Origin of the sequence: Mesorhizobium sp. (assembly GCF_004962245.1) — a bacterium.
GTDB lineage: Bacteria > Pseudomonadota > Alphaproteobacteria > Rhizobiales > Rhizobiaceae > Mesorhizobium.
The window spans coordinates 146,887-166,693 of sequence record NZ_SUHQ01000006.1 but is presented as its reverse complement, the minus strand read 5'-3'; the positions used below and the strand labels follow the sequence as shown (position 1 = coordinate 166,693).

At 63.4% G+C, this 19,807-nt stretch carries 16 protein-coding genes; 12 read left to right on the top strand and 4 right to left on the bottom strand.

Annotated elements, in window-relative coordinates; all coding sequences use genetic code 11:
- The first annotated feature begins 72 nt into the window (after positions 1–72).
- Positions 73–243, top strand: coding sequence for an HNH endonuclease (locus E5X88_RS33620; protein WP_366664789.1), 171 nt, complete (start codon positions 73–75; stop codon positions 241–243).
- Positions 244–510: 267 nt separating this feature from the next.
- Here E5X88_RS33620 and E5X88_RS08790 read toward each other — a convergent pair whose 3' ends face one another.
- Together E5X88_RS08790 and E5X88_RS08785 are read right to left on the bottom strand one after the other, a co-directional pair.
- Complete coding sequence (locus E5X88_RS08790) at positions 511–1,545, bottom strand: NAD(P)-dependent alcohol dehydrogenase (protein WP_292160350.1); 1,035 nt, start codon at positions 1,543–1,545, stop codon at positions 511–513.
- A 16-nt stretch (positions 1,546–1,561) separates the two neighbouring features.
- Positions 1,562–2,323, bottom strand: coding sequence for an SDR family oxidoreductase (locus tag E5X88_RS08785; protein WP_292160561.1), 762 nt, complete (start codon positions 2,321–2,323; stop codon positions 1,562–1,564).
- A gap of 312 nt (positions 2,324–2,635) precedes the next feature.
- Between E5X88_RS08785 and E5X88_RS08780 the strand changes: the two genes are divergently transcribed.
- The 10 genes from E5X88_RS08780 to E5X88_RS08735 all read left to right on the top strand — a co-directional run bounded on the left by E5X88_RS08780 (position 2,636) and on the right by E5X88_RS08735 (position 16,273).
- Positions 2,636–4,099, top strand: a complete 1,464-nt coding sequence (locus E5X88_RS08780; RefSeq protein WP_292160348.1) for an aldehyde dehydrogenase — start codon at positions 2,636–2,638, stop codon at positions 4,097–4,099.
- A 5-nt stretch (positions 4,100–4,104) separates the two neighbouring features.
- A complete protein-coding gene (gene xylB, locus E5X88_RS08775) occupies positions 4,105–5,625 on the top strand; it encodes a xylulokinase (protein WP_292160346.1) in 1,521 nt (506 codons plus the stop codon).
- A gap of 19 nt (positions 5,626–5,644) precedes the next feature.
- Positions 5,645–6,325, top strand: coding sequence for a phosphoglycolate phosphatase (gene gph, locus E5X88_RS08770; RefSeq protein WP_292160344.1), 681 nt, complete (start codon positions 5,645–5,647; stop codon positions 6,323–6,325).
- 12 nt (positions 6,326–6,337) lie between these two features.
- Entirely contained in the window at positions 6,338–7,171 is an 834-nt protein-coding gene (locus E5X88_RS08765; RefSeq protein WP_292160341.1) for a MurR/RpiR family transcriptional regulator, read from the top strand.
- 40 nt (positions 7,172–7,211) lie between these two features.
- Entirely contained in the window at positions 7,212–7,922 is a 711-nt protein-coding gene (gene rpiA, locus E5X88_RS08760; protein ID WP_292160339.1) for a ribose 5-phosphate isomerase A, read from the top strand.
- Positions 7,923–8,166: 244 nt separating this feature from the next.
- Entirely contained in the window at positions 8,167–9,261 is a 1,095-nt protein-coding gene (locus E5X88_RS08755; RefSeq protein ID WP_292160337.1) for a sugar ABC transporter substrate-binding protein, read from the top strand.
- A 112-nt stretch (positions 9,262–9,373) separates the two neighbouring features.
- Positions 9,374–10,900, top strand: coding sequence for a sugar ABC transporter ATP-binding protein (locus E5X88_RS08750; protein WP_292160335.1), 1,527 nt, complete (start codon positions 9,374–9,376; stop codon positions 10,898–10,900).
- 25 nt (positions 10,901–10,925) lie between these two features.
- On the top strand, positions 10,926–11,930 hold the full coding sequence (locus E5X88_RS08745) for an ABC transporter permease (RefSeq protein WP_292160333.1): 1,005 nt from the start codon (positions 10,926–10,928) through the stop codon (positions 11,928–11,930).
- On the top strand, positions 11,930–13,348 hold the full coding sequence (locus tag E5X88_RS08740; RefSeq protein WP_292160330.1) for an FAD-binding oxidoreductase: 1,419 nt from the start codon (positions 11,930–11,932) through the stop codon (positions 13,346–13,348). Before E5X88_RS08745 ends, E5X88_RS08740 begins: the two co-directional genes overlap by 1 nt.
- A 405-nt stretch (positions 13,349–13,753) precedes the next feature.
- Positions 13,754–16,273, top strand: a complete 2,520-nt coding sequence (locus E5X88_RS08735; RefSeq protein WP_292160328.1) for a caspase family protein — start codon at positions 13,754–13,756, stop codon at positions 16,271–16,273.
- A gap of 360 nt (positions 16,274–16,633) precedes the next feature.
- Here the strand turns inward: E5X88_RS08735 and E5X88_RS08730 are convergent, their stop codons facing one another.
- Positions 16,634–17,212 (bottom strand): hypothetical protein, encoded by a 579-nt coding sequence (locus tag E5X88_RS08730; protein WP_292160559.1) that lies wholly within the window; start codon positions 17,210–17,212, stop codon positions 16,634–16,636.
- A 193-nt stretch (positions 17,213–17,405) separates the two neighbouring features.
- On the opposite strand from E5X88_RS08730, the gene E5X88_RS08725 reads away from it, so the two are divergent.
- Positions 17,406–17,936 carry an OmpA family protein gene (locus E5X88_RS08725; protein WP_292160326.1) on the top strand — a complete coding sequence of 177 codons (531 nt, stop codon included), beginning with the start codon at positions 17,406–17,408 and terminating at the stop codon, positions 17,934–17,936.
- Positions 17,937–17,985: 49 nt separating this feature from the next.
- On the opposite strand, the gene E5X88_RS08720 is transcribed toward E5X88_RS08725, so the two are convergent.
- On the bottom strand, positions 17,986–19,638 hold the full coding sequence (locus tag E5X88_RS08720; RefSeq protein WP_292160325.1) for a caspase family protein: 1,653 nt from the start codon (positions 19,636–19,638) through the stop codon (positions 17,986–17,988).
- Positions 19,639–19,807 lie beyond the last annotated feature (169 nt).

Below are 19,807 nucleotides of genomic sequence, written 5' to 3'. Positions count from 1 at the left end.
TGGCTGAGCGCTATGGCAAGCCGACATTGATCAAGCCACGATTAGGGCAAGGAGCATTCCGCCTGACGATCACTGACAGCTACCAACGTCGTTGCGCCGTCTCTGGCGAAAGAACCTGCCAATCTTAGACGCGGTTCACATTCGAGCATTCAGGCTGGTGGAGAGCATACGCCTTCGAATGGCTTGCTCCTACGCACTGATAGCCATCGGCTCTTTGACACCGTTTCTCCGGAAGTCGGCTGAGGTCAGCAGCCGCCTACGGCGGCGAAGGCGAGACTTGCGAGTGCGAGCTTCATGGCTGGTTCCCCATATTTTTTGTAATGCATTTCAAATTTGCATTCTCGCTGGAGGTACCTCAACGACGGTGCAACGTGTCTGCGTCAGCGACCGTCACGGTTTCGACAACTCCGAGGCGATAGGGTTGAATGGAGAGCCTGATGGTCGACTATGTGGCGCTAACTCACCTATCGCAACGTCGAGCGGCCGTCGGCGTCGCACGCCCGACAATTCTCAGATGCGGATCTGCAGTTTGACGTCCGTCGGGCGGCCTTCCGCCGCGCGATCGAAGGCCGCCACGCTGTCCTCGAACTTGAACGTCTCGGTGATTAGCGGCTTTACGTCGATCTTCCCGCCGGCGATCATGGCGATCGCGCGATCGTAGACATTCGCGTAGCGAAACACCGTCTCGACACGGATTTCCCTAACCTGCAACGCGACGATGTCCAGCTCCACCGACCGGGCCGGCATGCCGACCAGCACGAGCGCGCCGCCCGGCCGCAGGAAATCCGCGATGCCGCCATAAGCCGCGTTCGCTCCGGAGCATTCGAAGACGACATCCACCCCCCAGCCGCCCGTTGCCCTTGCCACCTGTTCTGCCGGCGTGCCGTTCACAGCGCGCAGTGCCTTGATGCCGCTATAGGTCTCGGCGATGCGGAGCTTGGCCTCCTGCGGGTCCACGATCATGACGCCCGCGCAGCCGCCGGCGAGCGCCGCCAGCGCAACCAGAATGCCGATCGGGCCGGCGCCAAGCACCAGCGCCTGGTCGCCCGGTTGAATGCGGGCCTTTGCCGCGGCCTGAACGCCGACCGCGAGCGGCTCGACCATGGCACCTTCGGCCATGCTGACATTGCCTGGCAGCTTGAAGGTGAGTGCCGCGGGATGGACGACCTCTGGCGTCAGGCAGCCGTGGACCGGTGGTGTTGCCCAAAAGGTCAGCTTCGGATCGAGATTGTATAGGCCGAGCTTGCTGGCCCGCGAGGAGAAGTCCGGAATGCCGGGCTCCACACAGACCCGGTCGCCGACCGCCAGTCCCGTCACCCCAGCTCCTTTGGCGACCACTGTTCCGGCCCCCTCATGGCCGAGCACCATCGGTTCGTTCACCACGAATGGTCCGATAAGCCCATGCATGTAGTAGTGGATGTCAGAGCCGCAGATGCCAACGACTTCCATGCGGATGCGGACGTCGTTCTCGCCCATCGTCTGGTCGAGCTCGATGTCGCGAAGGGCGAGCTCCCGCTTTCTTTCGAGGACCAGTGCTAACGGCATGAACCTTCTCCTATGCTCAGATCGAGGTGTAGCCCGCGTCCGCGGTGACAATGCTGCCGGTCATCAGGCTCGATGCGTCAGACGCAAGGAAGAGAACGACCGACGCGATCTCGTCTGGCCTGCCCATCCGCTTCATGGGCGTGAGGTCGATCCAGCGATCGACCATGCCTTTGCTCTGTTCCAGGCCCGCAAGCAACGGCGTCTCGATGTAGGTGGGCGCCACGGCGTTCACACGCACGCCGCGCTGCGCCCATTCGACAGCCAGCGATCGCGTCAGATGGTGCACCCCGGCCTTGGAGGCGTTGTAGTGACATTGCGGCTGCGGCGTGTTGACGATGTCCGCCGACATCGAGCCAATGTTGATGATAGAGCCGCGGCCGGCCTGGAGCATCTTGCGCCCGAAGGTGCGGCAGCACTTGAAAACGCCAGTCAGGTTGACGCCGATGATCCGGTCCCATTCTTCGTCCGTCAGATCCTCGGCCGCTATGTTGGAGACGATACCCGCGTTGGACACCAGGACGTCCAAGGGCGGCAAGGAGTCGGCGAGCGCGCCGAGGGCCTCGCTCTTTGTAACGTTCAGTTCATGCGCGTCGGCCTTCAGGCCGCGGCCCACGAGCTTCCCGGTGACCGCCCTTGCGCGCGCGCCGTCGAGGTCGGTGACGTGGACATGGGCTCCCGCTTCCGCCAGCGCGGTCGCGCAGGCCTCGCCAATCCCTTGGCCCGCGCCTGTTACCAGCGCGATTCGATGCGTCAGATCGAACTTGGACATGTATGACATAGGTTCCTCCATATTTTGCCGTCCACACTCCCCACCTTATAGTAGTAGAACTACCATTTTCGTTAGAGCCGTTGTGGCTCCGGCCGCTTGTCAAATTGGCTGCAGAGCCGAAAAGGCAATGAAATCCTGGTCGATTGTTGGAAGCCTATTCGATTCACATATGCAAAGCAAAGGCTTAGATGAAAAAATGGCGACATCAAGAAATTGGCCGCCGCTCCGATCTGGAAGAGGTTGCGCCAACTAGTAAATCTAGTTTATGAGAGATCGATGGATCGGGCCCCAAGTGCGGGGCGGGTTGGAGGAAAGCCGTCCGTGATAACGGAACTCGCCGAGAAACTGTTCATAGATGGTGCCTGGAAGGCGGGCGAGGGTGCTCGGATTCCGGTCGAAAACCCCGCGACGGGCGAGCTGCTCGCCCATATCGCCGCCGCGGCGCCGGCCGAGGTCGATCTGGCTGTCGCGGCCGCCCGCAAGGCCTTCAAGAGCTGGTCACGCCTCGCTCCGGTCGAGCGCTCGAAGGCGCTCCACCGTCTGGGAGATGCCATCTTCGCCGAAGCGGACGCCATGGCCCGCATCATGACGCTCGAACAGGGCAAGCCGCTCAACGAGGCCAGGGGCGAAATCCTGAAGCTTGCCGAAGCCTGCCATTTCTATGCGGAAGAGGCGGTGCGCATCCACGGCGAAATCGTCCCGAATACCACGACCGACATCGACAGCCTCGTCGTGCGCGAGCCGATCGGCGTGGTCGGCGCCATCACCCCCTGGAACTACCCGGCCGAGCTGGTCGGCTGGAAGCTGTGCGCGGCGCTCGCTGCAGGCTGCACCATCGTCATCAAGCCGGCCGAACTGACGCCGTTTACGGCGCTTGCCATCGCCAGCATGGTCGAGAGGGCGAAGATCCCCGCCGGCGTCGTCAATATAGTTACCGGTTCCGGCTCCAAGGTCGGTCAGGCGCTTGTAGAGCATCCTGGGGTGGACAAGATCGCGTTCACCGGCTCCAGCGCAGTGGGCCTTCATATCCAGCGCTCGTGCCCGACCATCAAGCGGCTGTCGCTGGAACTCGGCTGCAACTGTCCGCTGATTGTCACGGCATCGGCCGATCTCGATGCGGCGGTGAAGGGCGCGGTCCGTCGCTCGTTCCGCAACATGGGCCAGATCTGCATCGCCATCAATCGCATCTACGTCGCGCGGCCGATCGCCGACGCGTTCGTGGGTCGTCTCGGGGAGGCGGCGGACAAGCTGGTCATCGCCAACGGTATCGACAGGCCGGACGCCGATGTCGGCGCGATGGCTTCCGCCGAGCCGCTCAACAAGACGAAGGAACATCTGGCCGACGCGCTCGCGAAGGGCGCGAAGCTCATCGCCGGCGGCGGTGCGCCGGAAGGTGACGCCTTCGCCCGCGGCCACTTCTTCCGCCCGACCGTGGTTGCCGGCTGCACGCACGATATGAAGGTGATGACGCAGGAGACCTTCGGGCCGCTGGTCGGCGTGATGGCCTTCGATGGGCTGGATGAGGCGGTGGAGCTCGCCAACGACACGCCTTTTGGTCTCGCCTCCTACGTCTATGCCAAGGACATGGACGAGATCCGCTATCTGGCGAGCCGGCTCGATTACGGCAACGTCGCCGTCAACAATGTCGACGCCGGCATCATGAACGCGCCCTATGGCGGCCGCAAGCAGAGCGGCGTCGGCTACGAGCACGGCCGCGAGGGTATGCTTGAATACCTCAACTTCAAGCACGTCCGCATCCGCTACGACGAGCCGAAGGGGAGGTGAGCGCGGTGACGCAGGCTCTCCTCGGCATCGACATCGGCACCTCCGGCTGCAAGGCGCTGCTCATCGACACGGACGGCAAGGTGCTGGCAAGCCGCACCGAGACCTATGGGCTTTCGCAGCCGCATCCGGGCTGGACGGAGCAGGATCCGCAGCTCTGGGTCGAGGGCGCCCGGGCAGCCGTCGCCGGCGTCCTCGCGCAGAAGCCGGGTGTCGGGATCGCAGCGATCGGTCTTTCGGGCCAGATGCACGGACTGACCCCTCTCGACGAGGCGCACAAGGTGCTGCGTCCGGCGATCCTGTGGAACGACCAGCGCAACGGGGCCGAGTGCGACGAGATCAACGAGCGGGCAGGCGGCCTCGAAGGGCTGCTCGCGCGCACCAACAACCGCATGCTGGTGGGCTACACCGGCGGCAAGATCCTTTGGATGCGCAACCACGAGCCGGAACTGTTCGGCCGGCTGCGACACATCCTGAACCCCAAGGACTATCTCCGTCTGCTCCTCACGGGAGAACTCGCGACCGAGGTTTCGGACGCCTCGGGCACCGGCCTGTTCGACACCCGCAAGCGGGTCTGGGCGACCGGCCTGCTCGACCTGATCGGCGTCGACCCGGCGCTCCTGCCGCCGTGTCACGAATCGCATGTCGTCAGCGGGCGTGTCAGCAAGTCGGGCGCGGCGCTGTTTGGGCTCCCGGCCGGCACGTCGGTGGTCGGCGGTGGCGGGGACAGCGTCATCCAGACGATCGGCTCGGGGGTCATCGCGCCGGGTGAGCTGCAGACCACCATCGGCACGGCAGGCATCCTCGCGGCAGCACTCGACGAGCCGGTGGCCAATCCGGACGGCCGGTTGCAGGTCTTCTGCAATGTGGCGCCGGACAAGTGGCACTGCATGGGCGTCTCGCTCAACGCCGGCGGCGCGATGGAGTGGTTCCGGGCGTTGCTCGGCGGCTTCGCGGGTAGCGATGCACCCTCCGCCGAGCGGATCGCGACGATTGCGGCCGGCGCGCCGGTCGGGTCGCGTGGCCTCCTCTTCCTGCCTTACCTCAATGGTGAGCGCTGCCCGCACCCCGATCCGTCCGCGCGCGGCGGTTTCGTTGGGTTGACCGCACGCCACGGCGCGGCCGACATGGCCCGCAGCGTCATGGAGGGCGTGACCCATTCGCTGTTCGACATCTACGCGCTGATGGAGAGGGTCGACATCGGCCGGACGATGATCAAGGCCTCCGGCGGCGGCGCGCGCTCGGCGCTGTGGCGGCAGATGCAGGCGGATCTCTTCGGCTGCGACGTGGTGACGACCGAAGGGGCCGCGGAAGGCGGCGCCTTCGGAGCAGCGTTGATTGCGGGCGTCGGGGCGGGGGTCTGGCCGAGCGCGATCGAGGCGGCACGGGTGTGTCGCCCCGTCACCCGCGAGACAGCGGATGCGGCCACGGGCGAGCTGCTCCGCAAGGCCTTCGATATCTATGGCGGCCTCTATGGCGCGCTGGCCCCAAGCTTTGCCGCGATCGGCAAGGCTGGACTCGACCGTTGATGGCAGAGGGAGGCGTTGCATGAGCCCGCGCAAGGACAGCTACAAGGCACTCGTCTTCGACCTTGACGGCACGCTGATCGACAGCGCCCCCGACATCGCTGCCGCCGTGAACAAGGTGCTGGAACGCCGCGACTGGCCCACTCAGAGTGTCGCCTTCGTTGAGACGTTCATTGGCTTTGGACCGCGCAGACTTCTGCTCGACATCTTCGTGGCTCTCGGCCTGCCGAGCGACGATGCGACGGTGGACGAGGCGGTGAAGCAGTACCTCGACAACTACAACCGCGAGCCTGCCGAACGCACGCTGTTCTATCCACATGTCCGCGAGGACCTGGAGGCACTCCATGGCGCGGGCATGCGCCTCGGCATCTGCACCAACAAGCCGCACGAACTTTCGCTGAAGGTGCTGGAAATCCTCGGCGTCGCGCCGCTGTTCGAAGTGGTCGTCGGCGCGGATGCGGCGCCCGCTTGCAAGCCGCACCCAAGCCATCTGCTCGCCGTCGCCGAGCGCATGGGCATTGATGGCGACGCCTGGGCCTATATCGGCGACACCGCCGTCGATCAGGCAACCGCCACCGCCGCCGGCGTGCCGTTCTATGCCGTTTCCTGGGGATGCGGCGAACAGGTCGCCGTAGAATCCGAATGGCGGCTTGACCGCCTGATCGATCTTGCAGCCAATCCCATATCTGTTCAGGGCAGGTAGGGAGGGCGGTCGATGAGCCTGTTGCAACGCATCGTGCAGGAAAGCGGGGAGATGGGCTCGGCCGAGCGCAGGGTCGCCCGCTTCGTCAGCGCCAATCCAAGCGACGTCATCCACATGAGCATGGCACGCCTTTCGGAGGAGTGCGCGGTCAGCGATCCGACCATCATGCGCTTCTGCCGGCGCTTCGGCTTCCAGGGCTACCAGGACTTCAAGCTCAACCTTGCCCAGAGCCTGGTGCCCTCCGCGCCCTTCGCCTACGAGCAGATCGTTCCAGGCGATTCGATCCAGAACGTCGTGCGCAAGACGGCGCGCAATTCGCTGAACGCCATCCAGCGGCTGCTGGAGGATCTCAATCCCGGCGAGGTCGAAGCGGGTGCAAAGCTGCTGTCGGCTGCATCGTGGGTCGGCATCTATGCCAGCGGCATTTCCGAGATCACGGCGCTCGACGCCGAACACAAGTTCCAGCGCCTCGGCACGCGCTGCGCGGCCCTGATCGGGCGCAAGAAGCAGTGGCTGCATGCGGAAACCTCGCGGCCGAACGAGGTCGCGCTGATCTTTTCCCAGTCGGGGCACACCAAGCAGATGATCGACGTTGCAACGGCATCGCGCGCCGGGGGCGCACGCGTGCTGTCGATCACCGCTGCGGGGAGCCCGCTCGCGCACGTGTCGGACGTGCTGATCGCGGTGCTGCCCTACGATCGAACCGAGATCATGACGCCGCTGGCGTCGCGTCTCAACCACCACCTCGTCGTCAACATGCTTGTGACGGCGATCGCCATGACCAGCGGAAGCGAGTTCCCCGACCAGCTGCCGGCACTCGATTCCTGGCAGACAGAGAAGATCTGAACACTGCCCGCCTGCGAGCGGACGAAAGGAAGACGTGATAATGAGCGCACAGGACAAAGCCAAGAAGGCGGCCGGACGCCGTGTGGTCGAGGAGTTCGTCAGGGACGGCATGAAGCTCGGGCTCGGCTCCGGCACGACCTCGCATTTCTTCGTTCGTGAACTCGGCAAGCATGTCGCGAACGGCCTGAAGCTCACCTGCACGACCACCTCCCGTTCGACCAATGACGTGGCCCGCGAGGCCGGCATCGCGCTTACCGATCCCAACGAGATCGGCGAGATCGACCTCACGATCGACGGCCCCGACGAGATCGATCGCGAATTCAACATGATTAAGGGCGGCGGGGCCTGTCTGCTGTGGGAGAAGATCATCGCCCATGCGTCCAAGCGCATGATCACCATCTGCGACGAGTCCAAGATCGTGGAGCGGCTCGGCGCTTTCCCGTTGCCGGTGGAGGTCGTGCAGTTCGCCTGGAAGCAGACCGAGCGGATGGTCGCCGAGGCGCTGGCCGACCACCGCATCAAGAATGCGATCATCGAGCGCCGCATGCGCGACGGCCAGCCGGTCGTGACCGACAGCGGCAACTTCATCCTCGACTGCCATTGCGGCGTCATCCCGTCGCCGGCCAGGCTGGAGACCGAACTGAACCGCATTCCCGGCGTGGTCGAGAACGGCCTGTTCACGCGCGAGTCGCAAGGAATGGTTGTCGGCCGTTTCGACGCTACGACTTACGTCTCGATGCGCCAGACGTAGTGAAGCCTATATTTTGGATCAATGCCAGTGACGCGCCGCAGGCTGCGGCGCGCAATCGAAACGCATGAATCGAATTGTCCAGAGTTTGACTTAAGTCCATAAAAAACTTGAGTTTCTTTCAGAACCTAAACGCCGATAGCGCCAGTTGCCGTGGTTGAAAATCGCACCGGTAAGCCACGCTTGCCTCTTGCCTTAATATCCAATAGCTAGTATTGCTAGATAAATCACACCCTGGGAGGAACAGATGGATAGATTGAACGGACTGACGCGTCGTGGCCTGCTGAAGGCGGGCGGCGCACTTGGCGCGGCGATGGGCGCCAGTGCGCTCCTGGGCAGGTCGGCCTGGGCGCAGGAGGCCGGCTTCATCCCGTTTAGCAACAAGAGCCTCGACTACTACTTCTTCGTCATCCAGGAGGAGGCGGTGAAGCGTGCCGTCGAGGCGAACAAGATGAAGTTCCAGGCGACCAACGCCAGCTTCGACAACACGCGTCAGCTCGAGCAATGGCAAAGCCTGATGCTGAACCAGCCCTCGGCGATCGTGTCGGATCCGATCGACAGCCAGGCGATCGTCTCGGCCATCCGTCGCTACAACCAGAAGCGGATCCCCGTCGCGATCATCGACACCCCCTCCGATGGCGGCGATGTCGCGATTACCGTCAGCTTCGACAACAAGCTCGGCGGCGTCATGGCTGCGCAGGAGATCATCAAGCGCCTGACCGAGAAGCATGGCAGTCCGAAGGGCACGGTGCTCAACTGCTTCGGCGCGCTTCAGAGCGTGGCCTGGCGTCTGCGCAAGGAAGGCATGGACGAGGAATTCGCCAAATATCCCGACATCAAGTATCTGGCGCGTCCGACCGAGGGGCAGCTCGACCAGATGCTGGCCGTGACCCTCTCGACGCTCTCCGAATTCCCCGATCTCGACGCTGTCCATGCGCCGTCGGACTCGCCGTCGCGTGGCATCGTCACCGCGCTCCAGCAGAAGGGTCGCTGGAAGAAGGTCGGTGAAGACGGTCACGTCATCTTCGTCAACATCGACGGCGAGCCGGTGGCGCTGAAATGGATCCAGGACGGCTTTATGGACGCATGCGTCTCGCAGGACCCGATCGCCTATGGCGAAATCGCGGTCGAGATGCTCATCAAGCACTCCATCAAGGGCGAGGCCGTTCCGATCGGCACCTACGAGAACAAGAAGTACTTTTGGGAGAAGGGCGAGATCGTCGCCGGCGCAACCGGCCCGACGCTCATCATCCCGCCCTTCGTCATCGGCGGATCCAATTCCGGCGACAAGCGTCACTGGGGTGCGATCTCGGAGAAGGAATGGGGTATTCCCTACACTTGATCGACCGCGCAACGCGTCGTCCTCCCGTGCCACGCCGGTTTCCGCCGGCGTGGCACTTGCGGCGTGAGCGATCGCGCCGCGTGATAACAGCCCGACCGATCGGAGGTTCGTATTGACAGCCGCTTCCGCCAGACAGTCCGGCGAAGACCCGTTTATCTTCAGGGTCGAGAACCTCAGTAAGCGCTACGGTCCAACCCTGGCGCTGCGCGACGTGTCGCTCGGTATCCGGCGGGGCACGATCCATGGGCTTCTGGGTGAGAACGGCGCCGGCAAGTCCACGCTGGTCGGACTGATCTCCGGCCAGCGCGTCCCATCCGGCGGCACCATCTATCTCGACGGCCGGCCGATCGAGAACGTCGACGTGAAGCAGATGGAGAAGGCTGGCGTGTTCCTGGTCACCCAGGAGCCGATGATCATCGATCACGTCACGGCGGCGGAAAACCTGATGCTCGGCATCTGGCCGAGCAGGAGCGGTTTCGTGAACTGGCGCAAGCTCAGGGCCGACGCCTCACGCATGCTGGAGGGCACGGGCATCGACCCGCAGGCGATGGCCGGCAGGCTGGACGCGGTTGCCCGACGCAAGCTCAACATCCTGCGCGCCATGTTCAGCGGCGGCAAGGTGATCATCCTCGACGAGCCGACCGCCGCTCTCACCGTCGAGGACCGCGCCCATCTCTTCACCTTCATGCGCGAACTGAAGGCGCAGGGCGTCACCTTCATCTTCATCTCGCATTACAATGACGAGATTCTCGAGATCTGCGACGCCTGCTCGGTGCTGCGCGACGGGGCGCTGGCTGGCGGCGCGGAAGACGTCGGCAGCCTGACGTCCGAGCAGCTTTCGGAGCTGGTGCTTGGCCGGGGTCTCGTGCTGTTCCAGCGCGAACGCAGCGCATTTGCGGGCGAGGAGCCCGCGGTTCGACTGCGCGACGTGGCCAGCGACACGATCGGCGTCAAGGCGTTCGACCTGCGTCCCGGCGAAATCGTCGGCTTCACCGGACTGCCGGGGGCAGGGGCCAAGGAACTGGCGCGCACGATCTTCGGGCTCGCGCCCACCCGGTCCGGGACCATTGCCTTCGGGACGCAAGCGCCGCGTCCGCTGCCCGCCACCCCGCGCGACGGCTTCGACATGGGCATCGCCTTTCTCTCCGACGACCGCCATCGCGACGGTCTCGTGGCGCAGATGAGCATCGGGGAGAACATCTCGCTGTCGTCGCTCTCAGTCGTCGCGCGCGCCGGTTTCCTGCGGCCCGAGGCCGAGAAGCTGCTCTCGGACCGCTACTTCCGTGCCATGGGCATCAAGGCCGCAGGCCCCGCGACGGTGGTCGATACGCTGAGCGGCGGCAACCAGCAGAAGGTCTGCCTTGGCCGTGTGCTGGCCACCAAGCCGCGCCTGCTCATCCTCGACGAGCCGACGCGCGGCATCGACATCGGCGTCAAGCAGGACGTGCTGCGCATCATCGACGAACTCAGCCGCACCGGCGTGTCCGTCATTATCGTCTCGACCGACACGGACGAGATCGTGCGCGTCGTCGACCGGGTCTGCGTGTTCGAGGACGGCGCGATCCGCGAGGAATTTTCAGGCGAGGCGATCTCCAGCGAGCGCCTGCGCCAGGGAACCAAAGAGAAGGCGGATGGATGACAGCCGCCGGACAAGGAAGGATACCATGAGCCAAGCGACCACAGCCGCTGCCAAGCCGACCACGGCCTCCGCCCCGCAGCAAGGCGGGAAGTCGGTGCTGGGTTGGGTGCTGCACAACGTGGTGTGGATCTGGCTGATCGCGCTGGTGGTGATCTTCGGCCTGTTCAACGAGTATTTCTTCACCACCTTCAACCTGCAAAACATCATGGTGCAGGCCACGGTGCTCGGCATGATCGGGCTTGCGGTCGCGCTTCCGCTGCTGGTCGCCGAGATCGACCTTTCGCTTCCGGCGAACCTCGGCTTCTCCTCGGCGATCGGCGCGATGGCCTATTCCGATCTCGGCCTGCCGTGGCTGCTGGCGATGCTGGTGGGGATCGCGGTCGCCACCTTGATCGGCTTCTTCAACGGCCTGTGCATCACCAAGCTGAAGATGGTCTCGCTCATCCAGACCCTGTCGATGATGATCATTCTGCAAGGCGGGCTGCTGGCGCTGACCCAGGGCCGCACCATCACCAACTTGCCGGACGGCTATGTGTGGATCGGCCAGGCCGCCATCGGCGGCGGCTGGCCCGTCATGCCGATCGTCTTTGTCATAGCGCTCCTCGCCATGGCCGTGCTGCTGCGCAACACCGTGCTTGGCCGCAGCATCTATGCGGTGGGAGGCAATCCCGTCGCCTCGAATACAGCCGGCATCCGCGTCGACCGGATCAAGATCATCACCTTCACCATCGCCGGCTTCCTCGCCGGAGTCGCGGGCTTCCTGCTTGCCTCCTGGCAGATGGCCATCACCTCCAACCAGGGTTCCAGCTACCTCCTCTACGCTATCGCCGCGCCGATAATCGGCGGCGTGAGCGTGTTCGGCGGACGCGGCAATATTGTCGGTGTGCTGGGCGGCGTGCTGCTGCTCACCGTCATCCAGGTTGGCCTCGCCATCATCTCCGTGCCGTCCTTTTACGTCGGCATGATCGGTGGGTTCATGATCTTCATCGCCGTCGCCATCGACGCGATCCGCGTGCGCTACTTCGGCTGATGCCGCCCGCCGCGCTCGAAGCCTTTAGCGCCGTCCTCGACGCCGCGGGCATCATCGACGGAACGGCGCCGGAAGCCGGGCGCTACCTGCATGACTGGACCGGTGACTATCTGGGCACGGCGCTTGCCGTGCTGCGGCCGCGGTCGGTCGAGGAGGTGCAGGCGCTGGTGCGCATCTGTGCCGAGCACCGCGTCCCGATCGTCCCGCAAGGCGGCAACACCGGCCTTGTCGCCGGCGCCACCGCGGGTGGCCCGCCGAGCGTCGTCGTGGTCTCGCTTGAACGGCTCAATCGCATCCGCGAGATCGACGCCGCGAACTTCACGCTTCGGGCCGATGCCGGGGCCGTCCTCCAGACGCTGAAGGATGCGGCCGAATCCGAAGACATGCTCTTTCCGCTGGCGCTGGGCGCGCAGGGTTCCTGCCAGATCGGCGGCAACGTGGCCACGAATGCCGGCGGCATCAACGTGCTGCGCTACGGCATGATGCGCGATCTCGTGCTGGGGCTCGAAGCCGTCATGCCCGACGGCAGCCTGTGGGAAGGCATGACCGGGCTGCGCAAGGACAATCGCGGCTACGATTTGAAGCAGCTTCTGATCGGGTCGGAAGGATCGCTTAGCATTGTGACGGGCGTCGAGGTGAAGCTCTTCCCAAGGCCAGCCAACCTCGAGACGGCCTATCTCGGCGTCAGTTCCTTCGCCGACGCCATGGCGCTGTCCGGCATGGCGCGCAGCGTGTGCTCCGACCTGCTGACGGCCTTCGAGGTGATCGGCTCCGAATGCATCGCGTTTGCTGCCCTGAGCAATCCCGAAACCCGGGTGCCGTTGGAAGGCGAGTGGCCAGTGCATGTCCTGATGGAGCTTGGCTGCAGTTCCGCCATCGACGGCCGCGCGCTGCTCGAGGCGCTGCTTGGCGAAGCGTTCGAGGCCGGCCTGCTCGGCGACGGCACAATCGCGCAGAGCCGCGCCCATGCACGCGCCTTCTGGGCAATCCGCGAAGACCTCGTGGAAGGGCAGGCGAAGCGGGGCCGGCACGTACGCACCGACCTGTCCGTGCGCCTGAGCGACGTAGCGCGGATGATCGAGGCGGCCCGCAGCTACGTGCTGTCAAGCTGGCCCGGCTGGGAGCCCATCGCCTACGGCCACGCCGGCGACGGCAACATCCACTTCAACGTCATGCCGCCGCTGGCCCTGTCGACCGGGGAGATCCGCGAGCAAGGCCGAGACCTGTTGGATGGCCTCTACGGCATCGTTCGCGGCTTCGGTGGCTCCTTTAGCGCCGAGCATGGCGTCGGCCGGAGCCGCCGTGCCGTCTACTGGCAGTGGCTGACGCCGGAGCAGCAGAAGGCCGTTAGCGCGATCAAGGCCGTCTTCGACCCACTGGGCATCATGAATCCCGGCTGCCTGGTGGTGTCCGACTGATATTGTGGCGTTTCTCGCCCGTCCGCCGTTGGTCGGAGCTCATGCCGTTCAATCGCAGGCTCGGCATCAAAGGAAACAGCTTCGACATTGGGCCCGGGTCTGACCGCCGGCCAACGCCGCGACTGGGTTGCGACTGCCGCTTTTCGTCCGACCCAGTCGATCCGAATAGCCAGGTTGAGAGACCGTTTGACGATCATTGCGGACACCCGGCCTCTGATGTAATTTAGAGCTCGATTACATGAGGATTATGCCCGCTGTCGCGACGGCTTTTCTCTCTTTTCTGTCTCGGCAGATAGCATGCTCTCTAACGGACCTTGCACTGCAAGCTGTGTTCTTGTGGGTCGCTAGGTAACAGCGGTTAAGGGATTTGCCATGCTCCGACGTTGCGGATTCGTTGCAGCCGTCATGCTCGCAAGCTTCACGACCTTCGAAGCTTTTGCCGTCGAACGAAGGGTCGCTTTTGTAATCGGCAACTCCGATTACCAGGAAATCTCGGCCCTCAAGAACCCGGCCAAGGATGTGGTGGATGTATCCAACACGTTTCGAGCGGCTGGTTTTGACGTTTTCGTCGCGAAAGATCTTACAAAGCTGCAGTTTGAAGACCAGTTCCGCAACTATCTTGCCGCAGTGGACGGCGCGGATGTGGCTGTCGTCTACTATTCCGGTCACGGCTTTCAGATTGGCGGAGAAAATTTCCTGATCCCCGTCGATGCCTCGTTGAAACAAGCGGCGGACGTCGAGGTCCAGGCAATCAAGCTGAACGACGTGCTGCAGCAGATGCGTTCGAAATCGAAGATCCAGGTGATCATCCTCGACGCCTGCCGCAACAACCCGTTCCCTCGTAAGGACTATTGGCTCAGGGACCAGCTTTTGGCCGCCACCGGCACCGGCCTTGCGCAAGTAAGAAGCTCGCTGAACACGCTGATCGCCTTTGCCACCGAACCCGGCGCGGTTGCCTATGACGGCGCCGGCGACCTCAGTCCTTTCTCATTGGCATTTTCTCGTCGCGCGCTCGCCCCGAACCAGGAGATCCGCACGGTCATGTCGGCCGTGCGCCGGGATGTGGTTGAGGCTACCAAGGGCTTGCAGGTTCCCTGGGAGAACTCTTCGCTGATCGACGAAGTCGTTCTGATGCGGCGCAGCAGCCGGCCATCGCTGCCGCCGGTGCTGGAGAAGGTCGTGCTGTCGGGGGCCGGCCCTGTCGATCTGGATCTCCCGGAACCCGTCGACGTCGACGGCGGGACAATCACCGTCAGCATCGAGAGACCGCCTACGCTCGGACGACTGATGCTGGACGGCAAGGTTGTCGAGGCAGGAGGACTGATCCAGGGCAAGGATCTGCCGCGTTTGCAGATGGATGTCCCCAAGGGAATCGGCGAGCCGGAAGAGATGGACATGCTGGCCTACGCCGCACGCGACAACTGGGGCGGCGAAGCCAAGGGCATGCTGGTGTTCCGGGTCAAGAGCGCCGAAGGTACCCAGGGCGAACAGGTGATGGCCTCGCTCGAGGCCGAGCAGAAGCAGCAGGTGCTGGAACGGGGCATCCATATAACCGGTGCCGCCGAGGCGATCGAAAACCGGGAGATCGACGTTCCGGTCGGCGTCGGTCCGATCCCGCTGAAGTTGAATTTCCCGACACAGGACCCCGCGGTCAGCCTGAAAGTTGCGAGCTATCCGGCAACGGGAACGCTGTCCCTGCCGGATCGAATCTTGTCGCCCGACTCGAGCCTGATGGCCGATGAAGTCGACCGGTTGCGCTATGAGCCCCAGATCGGAGCCGGCAACACGGTCGAGGCGGCCTTCGAAATCCGGGCGGGTGGTGCAACGTCCAAGCCCGCTACAATGAAATTGTCGCCAACCGTCGATCCGTGCGACTCGGCTGCCGGCGAACCTCTCGATCTTCAAGGCGTCGTCCCCGGTCTGCTGCCAAATGAAATCGGCGCCGACGCGGTGAAGCTCTGCGAAGCTGCGGTGAAGGCGTATCCCGATGTCGCCCGCTTCCGCTACGAACTGGGACGCGCGCTGCTTGCAGCCGGCAAGGTGGACCAGGCCAGGAAAGCCATACAGCAGGCTGCCGATAGGGGACACGTGCGCGCTGTGTTCGAACTCGGCTACCTCCATGCGACGGGAACAGGCGTCGCTGTCGACCGGAAAAAAGCCAATGCCTTCTACGCGGCTGCAGCTGACAAGGGCGATCCCTACGGGATGACCTCATGGGGCCGCGCCTTGTTCCATGGCACCGGCGTCGAGCGCGATACGGGCAAGGGGCTGGACCTGCTGCTCAAGGCGGCGGCGATGGGGCACACATATGCCATGAACGATCTCGGCGCGATCTTCACCGAGGGCCGCAACGGCGTGCCTGCGGATCAGGCCCGTGCCGTTGCCTTCCTGGAGGCTGGCGTCCAGCGGCAGGACATGTATTCGATGAACCTGCTCGGCCGGAACTACCTGTCCGGCGCGGGCGTAGAGAAAAATCCGAAAACGGCAATGGCCCTGTTTCAGAAGGCCACCGAACTCGGCCAGCCCTACGCTCCAAGCAATCTAGCGCGCATGTATCGCGACGGCGTGGGCGTTGAGCGCAACCCGGCGGAAGCGCAAAGACTGTTCGAGATGGCAGCCATGCGGGGCGATGAGTACGGTGCATTCGATCGCGCGGTTCTCGAAATGGAAAAGGGCGAAAAGGCCGACCAGGCCACCGCCGTCCGTTATCTGGCATTCGCGGCTGCACTCGACACCCGCAATCAGCTGCCGGAAGCCCAGAAGAATCTCGCGAATTTCGGCACGAAGGTGAAAACGACGGCGTTGAAGCAGCTGCGCCAGGAACTCAAATCGAAGGTCCCTGCGTCCGGTTCGCTGGACAATCAGCTGGTCAACGCGGCCAGACGGGTCTGGGAAGAGGCTAATCCACGTCGGGACGTGTTTTGATCAAGCGGGAGGTGATCGTGAGCAGGAAATGGAAGCAGGCAATCATCGGAATAACTCTGTCCGTCGCCCTGCCGGGGCTCGTAGGCTGTACGTCCTGGCCACCCGAATTGCGACCGACGCCGCTGGTGGCGACGCCCGCGCCGAAGCCGCCGCCGAAGGTCGTTCGCAGAGCCCCTCCGCCGCGAAAGGTCGTCAAGCCCGCTGCCAAACCGGTGGCCGCCAAGAAAGTGGTTAAGCCGGTTGAGGAAGAGCCTGTTGCCGCACCTCCCGTGATCGTTCCTCCTTTAGGAGGTGGAAACTCAGGAGGCGGAGGCGGTTGGGGAGGTTGATCAGGCAAGCAATCAGGATTCAGATCACTCTCTAGTACGCGTCCGCTGACTGGCGCAGCGCCTCGATCTCGGCCATCTGGATGCCCATTTCGACAAAGGCGGAAAGGACCGAAAAGCGGTCCGCCAGTGCGACACGTGCCAGTCCGGCCAAAACTCCCGCGCTCACAGCGTGGGCGGCGGGTAGTGGCTGCAAGGCCGATAGCGCTGACGCCTCCATAGCCGAACCGTCGCCGCGCAGTCCCGCAGCCAAGGCAATCCAGGCAGCCGGCGTTGCCGGCGGCATCGCGGCGGCCTTGCTCACTGCCGCGCGAAGATGGGGACTGTCCGGTTCGCCGACCCAGTCACGAATGAGCGCGAGCAACTCCTGGTCTCTGCTGTCGAGCAGATCGGTCAGGTGGTACAGGCACTCATGGGCCCACCAGACCGCGGCCCGCTCGGGAAGCAGATAGGCACAGAACGTGATCGCCTCCTCGGGCACCCGCCCAGCAAGGAGGGCGCGGCAAAATTCGATTGAGGGCTGTTCGGTCGGAAGTGCCACCATCTGCCTTGAGACAGCGGGGCAGGCCATGAAAAGATCCCGTGCCGTTCTGAATCGAAGCTCATTGGCCATGGCCGCCACGCTTTCACCTAGGGAACAATCGACACTGAAGCGCTGGACGGGGCGCTGGTCAAGTCTCAGGCCATAGCAAGATGAAACTGCCGTATACTCTTCATATGCTCGACGTTTATTGACAGACAATCGCTTCGGGATTTGGTATAATCCGCAGCCGCCGAAATCGGATGCTCAAAACGGGAGTACCGCTATGAAGTTGGGCAGTTTAGCCTTCGTGTTGACGGTCGCGATTTTTCCAACTCACGCTTTCGCTGACCCAACTCAGAAGTCAGAAGACATCGTGAAGTTTTTTGCCGGGGTGAACGAGTTCGGCGCGTCGCGTGGAATTTGCGTCGGCACCGAAGACGAATGCAAGAGCAAGCAGAATGACGCGCCGGCCGACAAGACCAGCCTCGATATGCTGATCAATTTCGGCCTGGATTCCGCGGAACTCGACGCGACTGCGCGCGCTGAACTCGACGAGTTCGCCAAGGCGCTGAAGGACAGCCGACTGAGCGCTCTCGACTTCGTCGTTGAAGGTTACACCGATGCATCCGGCCCGGCTCACTACAACGAGGGACTGTCGGAACGAAGAGCCAGATCGGTAACAACCTTCCTGACCTCTAACGGCATCGACCCTGCCCGCATCAAAGCGACAGGCCTGGGCGAAACGAAACCGCGCAGCCCCGACCCATACGATCCGGTAAACCGCCGGGTGGAGATGCGAATAAGGACTGAGTAGGGTCGCGGCGACCAGGGCACGGCTCACGTCGGCAGGTTTGAAGCGCTCGTCAATTGCCGTTGTTGAGCACGCCACCCACGGCCACACCGGTGCCGAAGATCAGCGCCTTGGTCAGGAAGTCATTGTTATTCGGCGGCGGGTCATCCCGTCGAACCACCTCGCGGTTGCGCCTTTGTTGAACGACCTGCTGCCTGCGGGGCTTCTGCACCACCACCGGCTTTCGTGCGCGGGCCTTCTGTGACACCGGTTTCTTTGTGCGGGCCTGCTGCACCTGTTTTTTCGACTGTGCTGCACGAGCCTGATCGGCAGCGTATCTGGCGCGCACCGATTCCATCATTGGATCCGTCTGGATCACCAGGAACGCCAGTTGCTCGCGCGTCAGAAAGGTTGTCTGCGGCAGGCCGTTCTTCGCTTGCCAGATGCCAATCGCCTGGCGGGTCTTTGGACCTATGTTTCCATCGATGCGGCCAAGCTCGTTGCCCAAGGCTTCGATGCGCAACTGCAGATCGATACGACCCTGGCGATCGAGACCGATCGCACTTTCCGTCAACTCGGTGCCGGGGGCCTGCTTCACCTCGTCCGAAACGCCAACCGAGGTGCGAACGGCTGAGCCGGAATTTGCGTTCGCCTCGTCCTCATCGACGGCCGCGACCTGCCGATTATCGGCTTTCGGTTCGTTCAACTGGTCGATGTTCAGCCGCGCCACCGTGGCGAAGCGGCCGTTTGGAAACTGTTCGAGATAGGCCTCATAGAACGGAATGGAATTGCGCTTGGAAGCCTCATCCCACAGACGCTGCTCCACCTCCCAGGAAGGAGGCTCGTTGGTCACCGGGGCAGGGGCCGATGTCGTCGCGCCGGATGCGCCGACAACGACAGGTTTTGTGGCAGGCGCCGCTTCCGCTACGGACTGCCCCAGGAACACCTCGCGCCCCAGTGATGCGTTGTGCCAAGGTCTCTGGCGACCTTGTGTCGTTTCGGTCACCTGGCCGCGCACACGCGTCAGCGCGCTCTGGATTTCAACGCCGGGTTCAGTCAGGTGCCTGGCGAGCGCCGCGGAGTAGGGGCTGTTGACGCCATTGCCGTCAAAAGCGATGGCGCCGGGATCGGTTGCATACGCAATCAAGATTCCGCCGGTTCCAACGCCATCCGATTTTGCTTCGATCGGCGCCAGACCAGTGCCGAACGAGGCGGAACGGCTCTTCGGCATCGAGGCGGCCAACGTCCTGGCCAGCGGATTGTCGCGGCAGGCATCGAGGATAATGACGCCGATCGCCGGCTCGGCCGGTAACGCCGCCATGAAGTCGTCGATCTGAACGGTACGGGTCTTGAGATAAGCGGGCGATGTCAGTTCGGCGTCCACCGGAATCAGGAAATTCTTGCCGTCGACCTGCATGCCGTGGCCGGCATAAAAAATGACGGCGAGGTCGGCATCGTAGGATTGCTCGGTAAACCGACTGATGAGGCTATGCATGCCTGCATTGTCTTGATCGATCCCCTCGATCACCTGGAAGCCGGCATTGCGCAGTGTGGATGCGATGAGGCGCGCATCGTTGGCGGGATTGGGCAAGGCGACGGCATGGGCATATTTGCTGTTGCCAATGACCAGCGCCACGCGTTTAGCATCAGGCGCGGCAGCCTCGGCGCCAAGCGAGGCAATGATAAACAGGATAAACCCGCTCAGAAAGACGGCAAACGCTTTCATGGACCAGCCCTCCGCCCACCGGGGCGCACTATTGATGTCTGCGCATGCTAATATTTCATCAGCGACATAGTCGCTTCCGCCAAAATGGCTCTTGGGCGTATGTGATCTCGACCACAATTATGGTTCACAAAGCGCCCGAAAAAAGTTGTCTATAGTAACACTTGGCAGC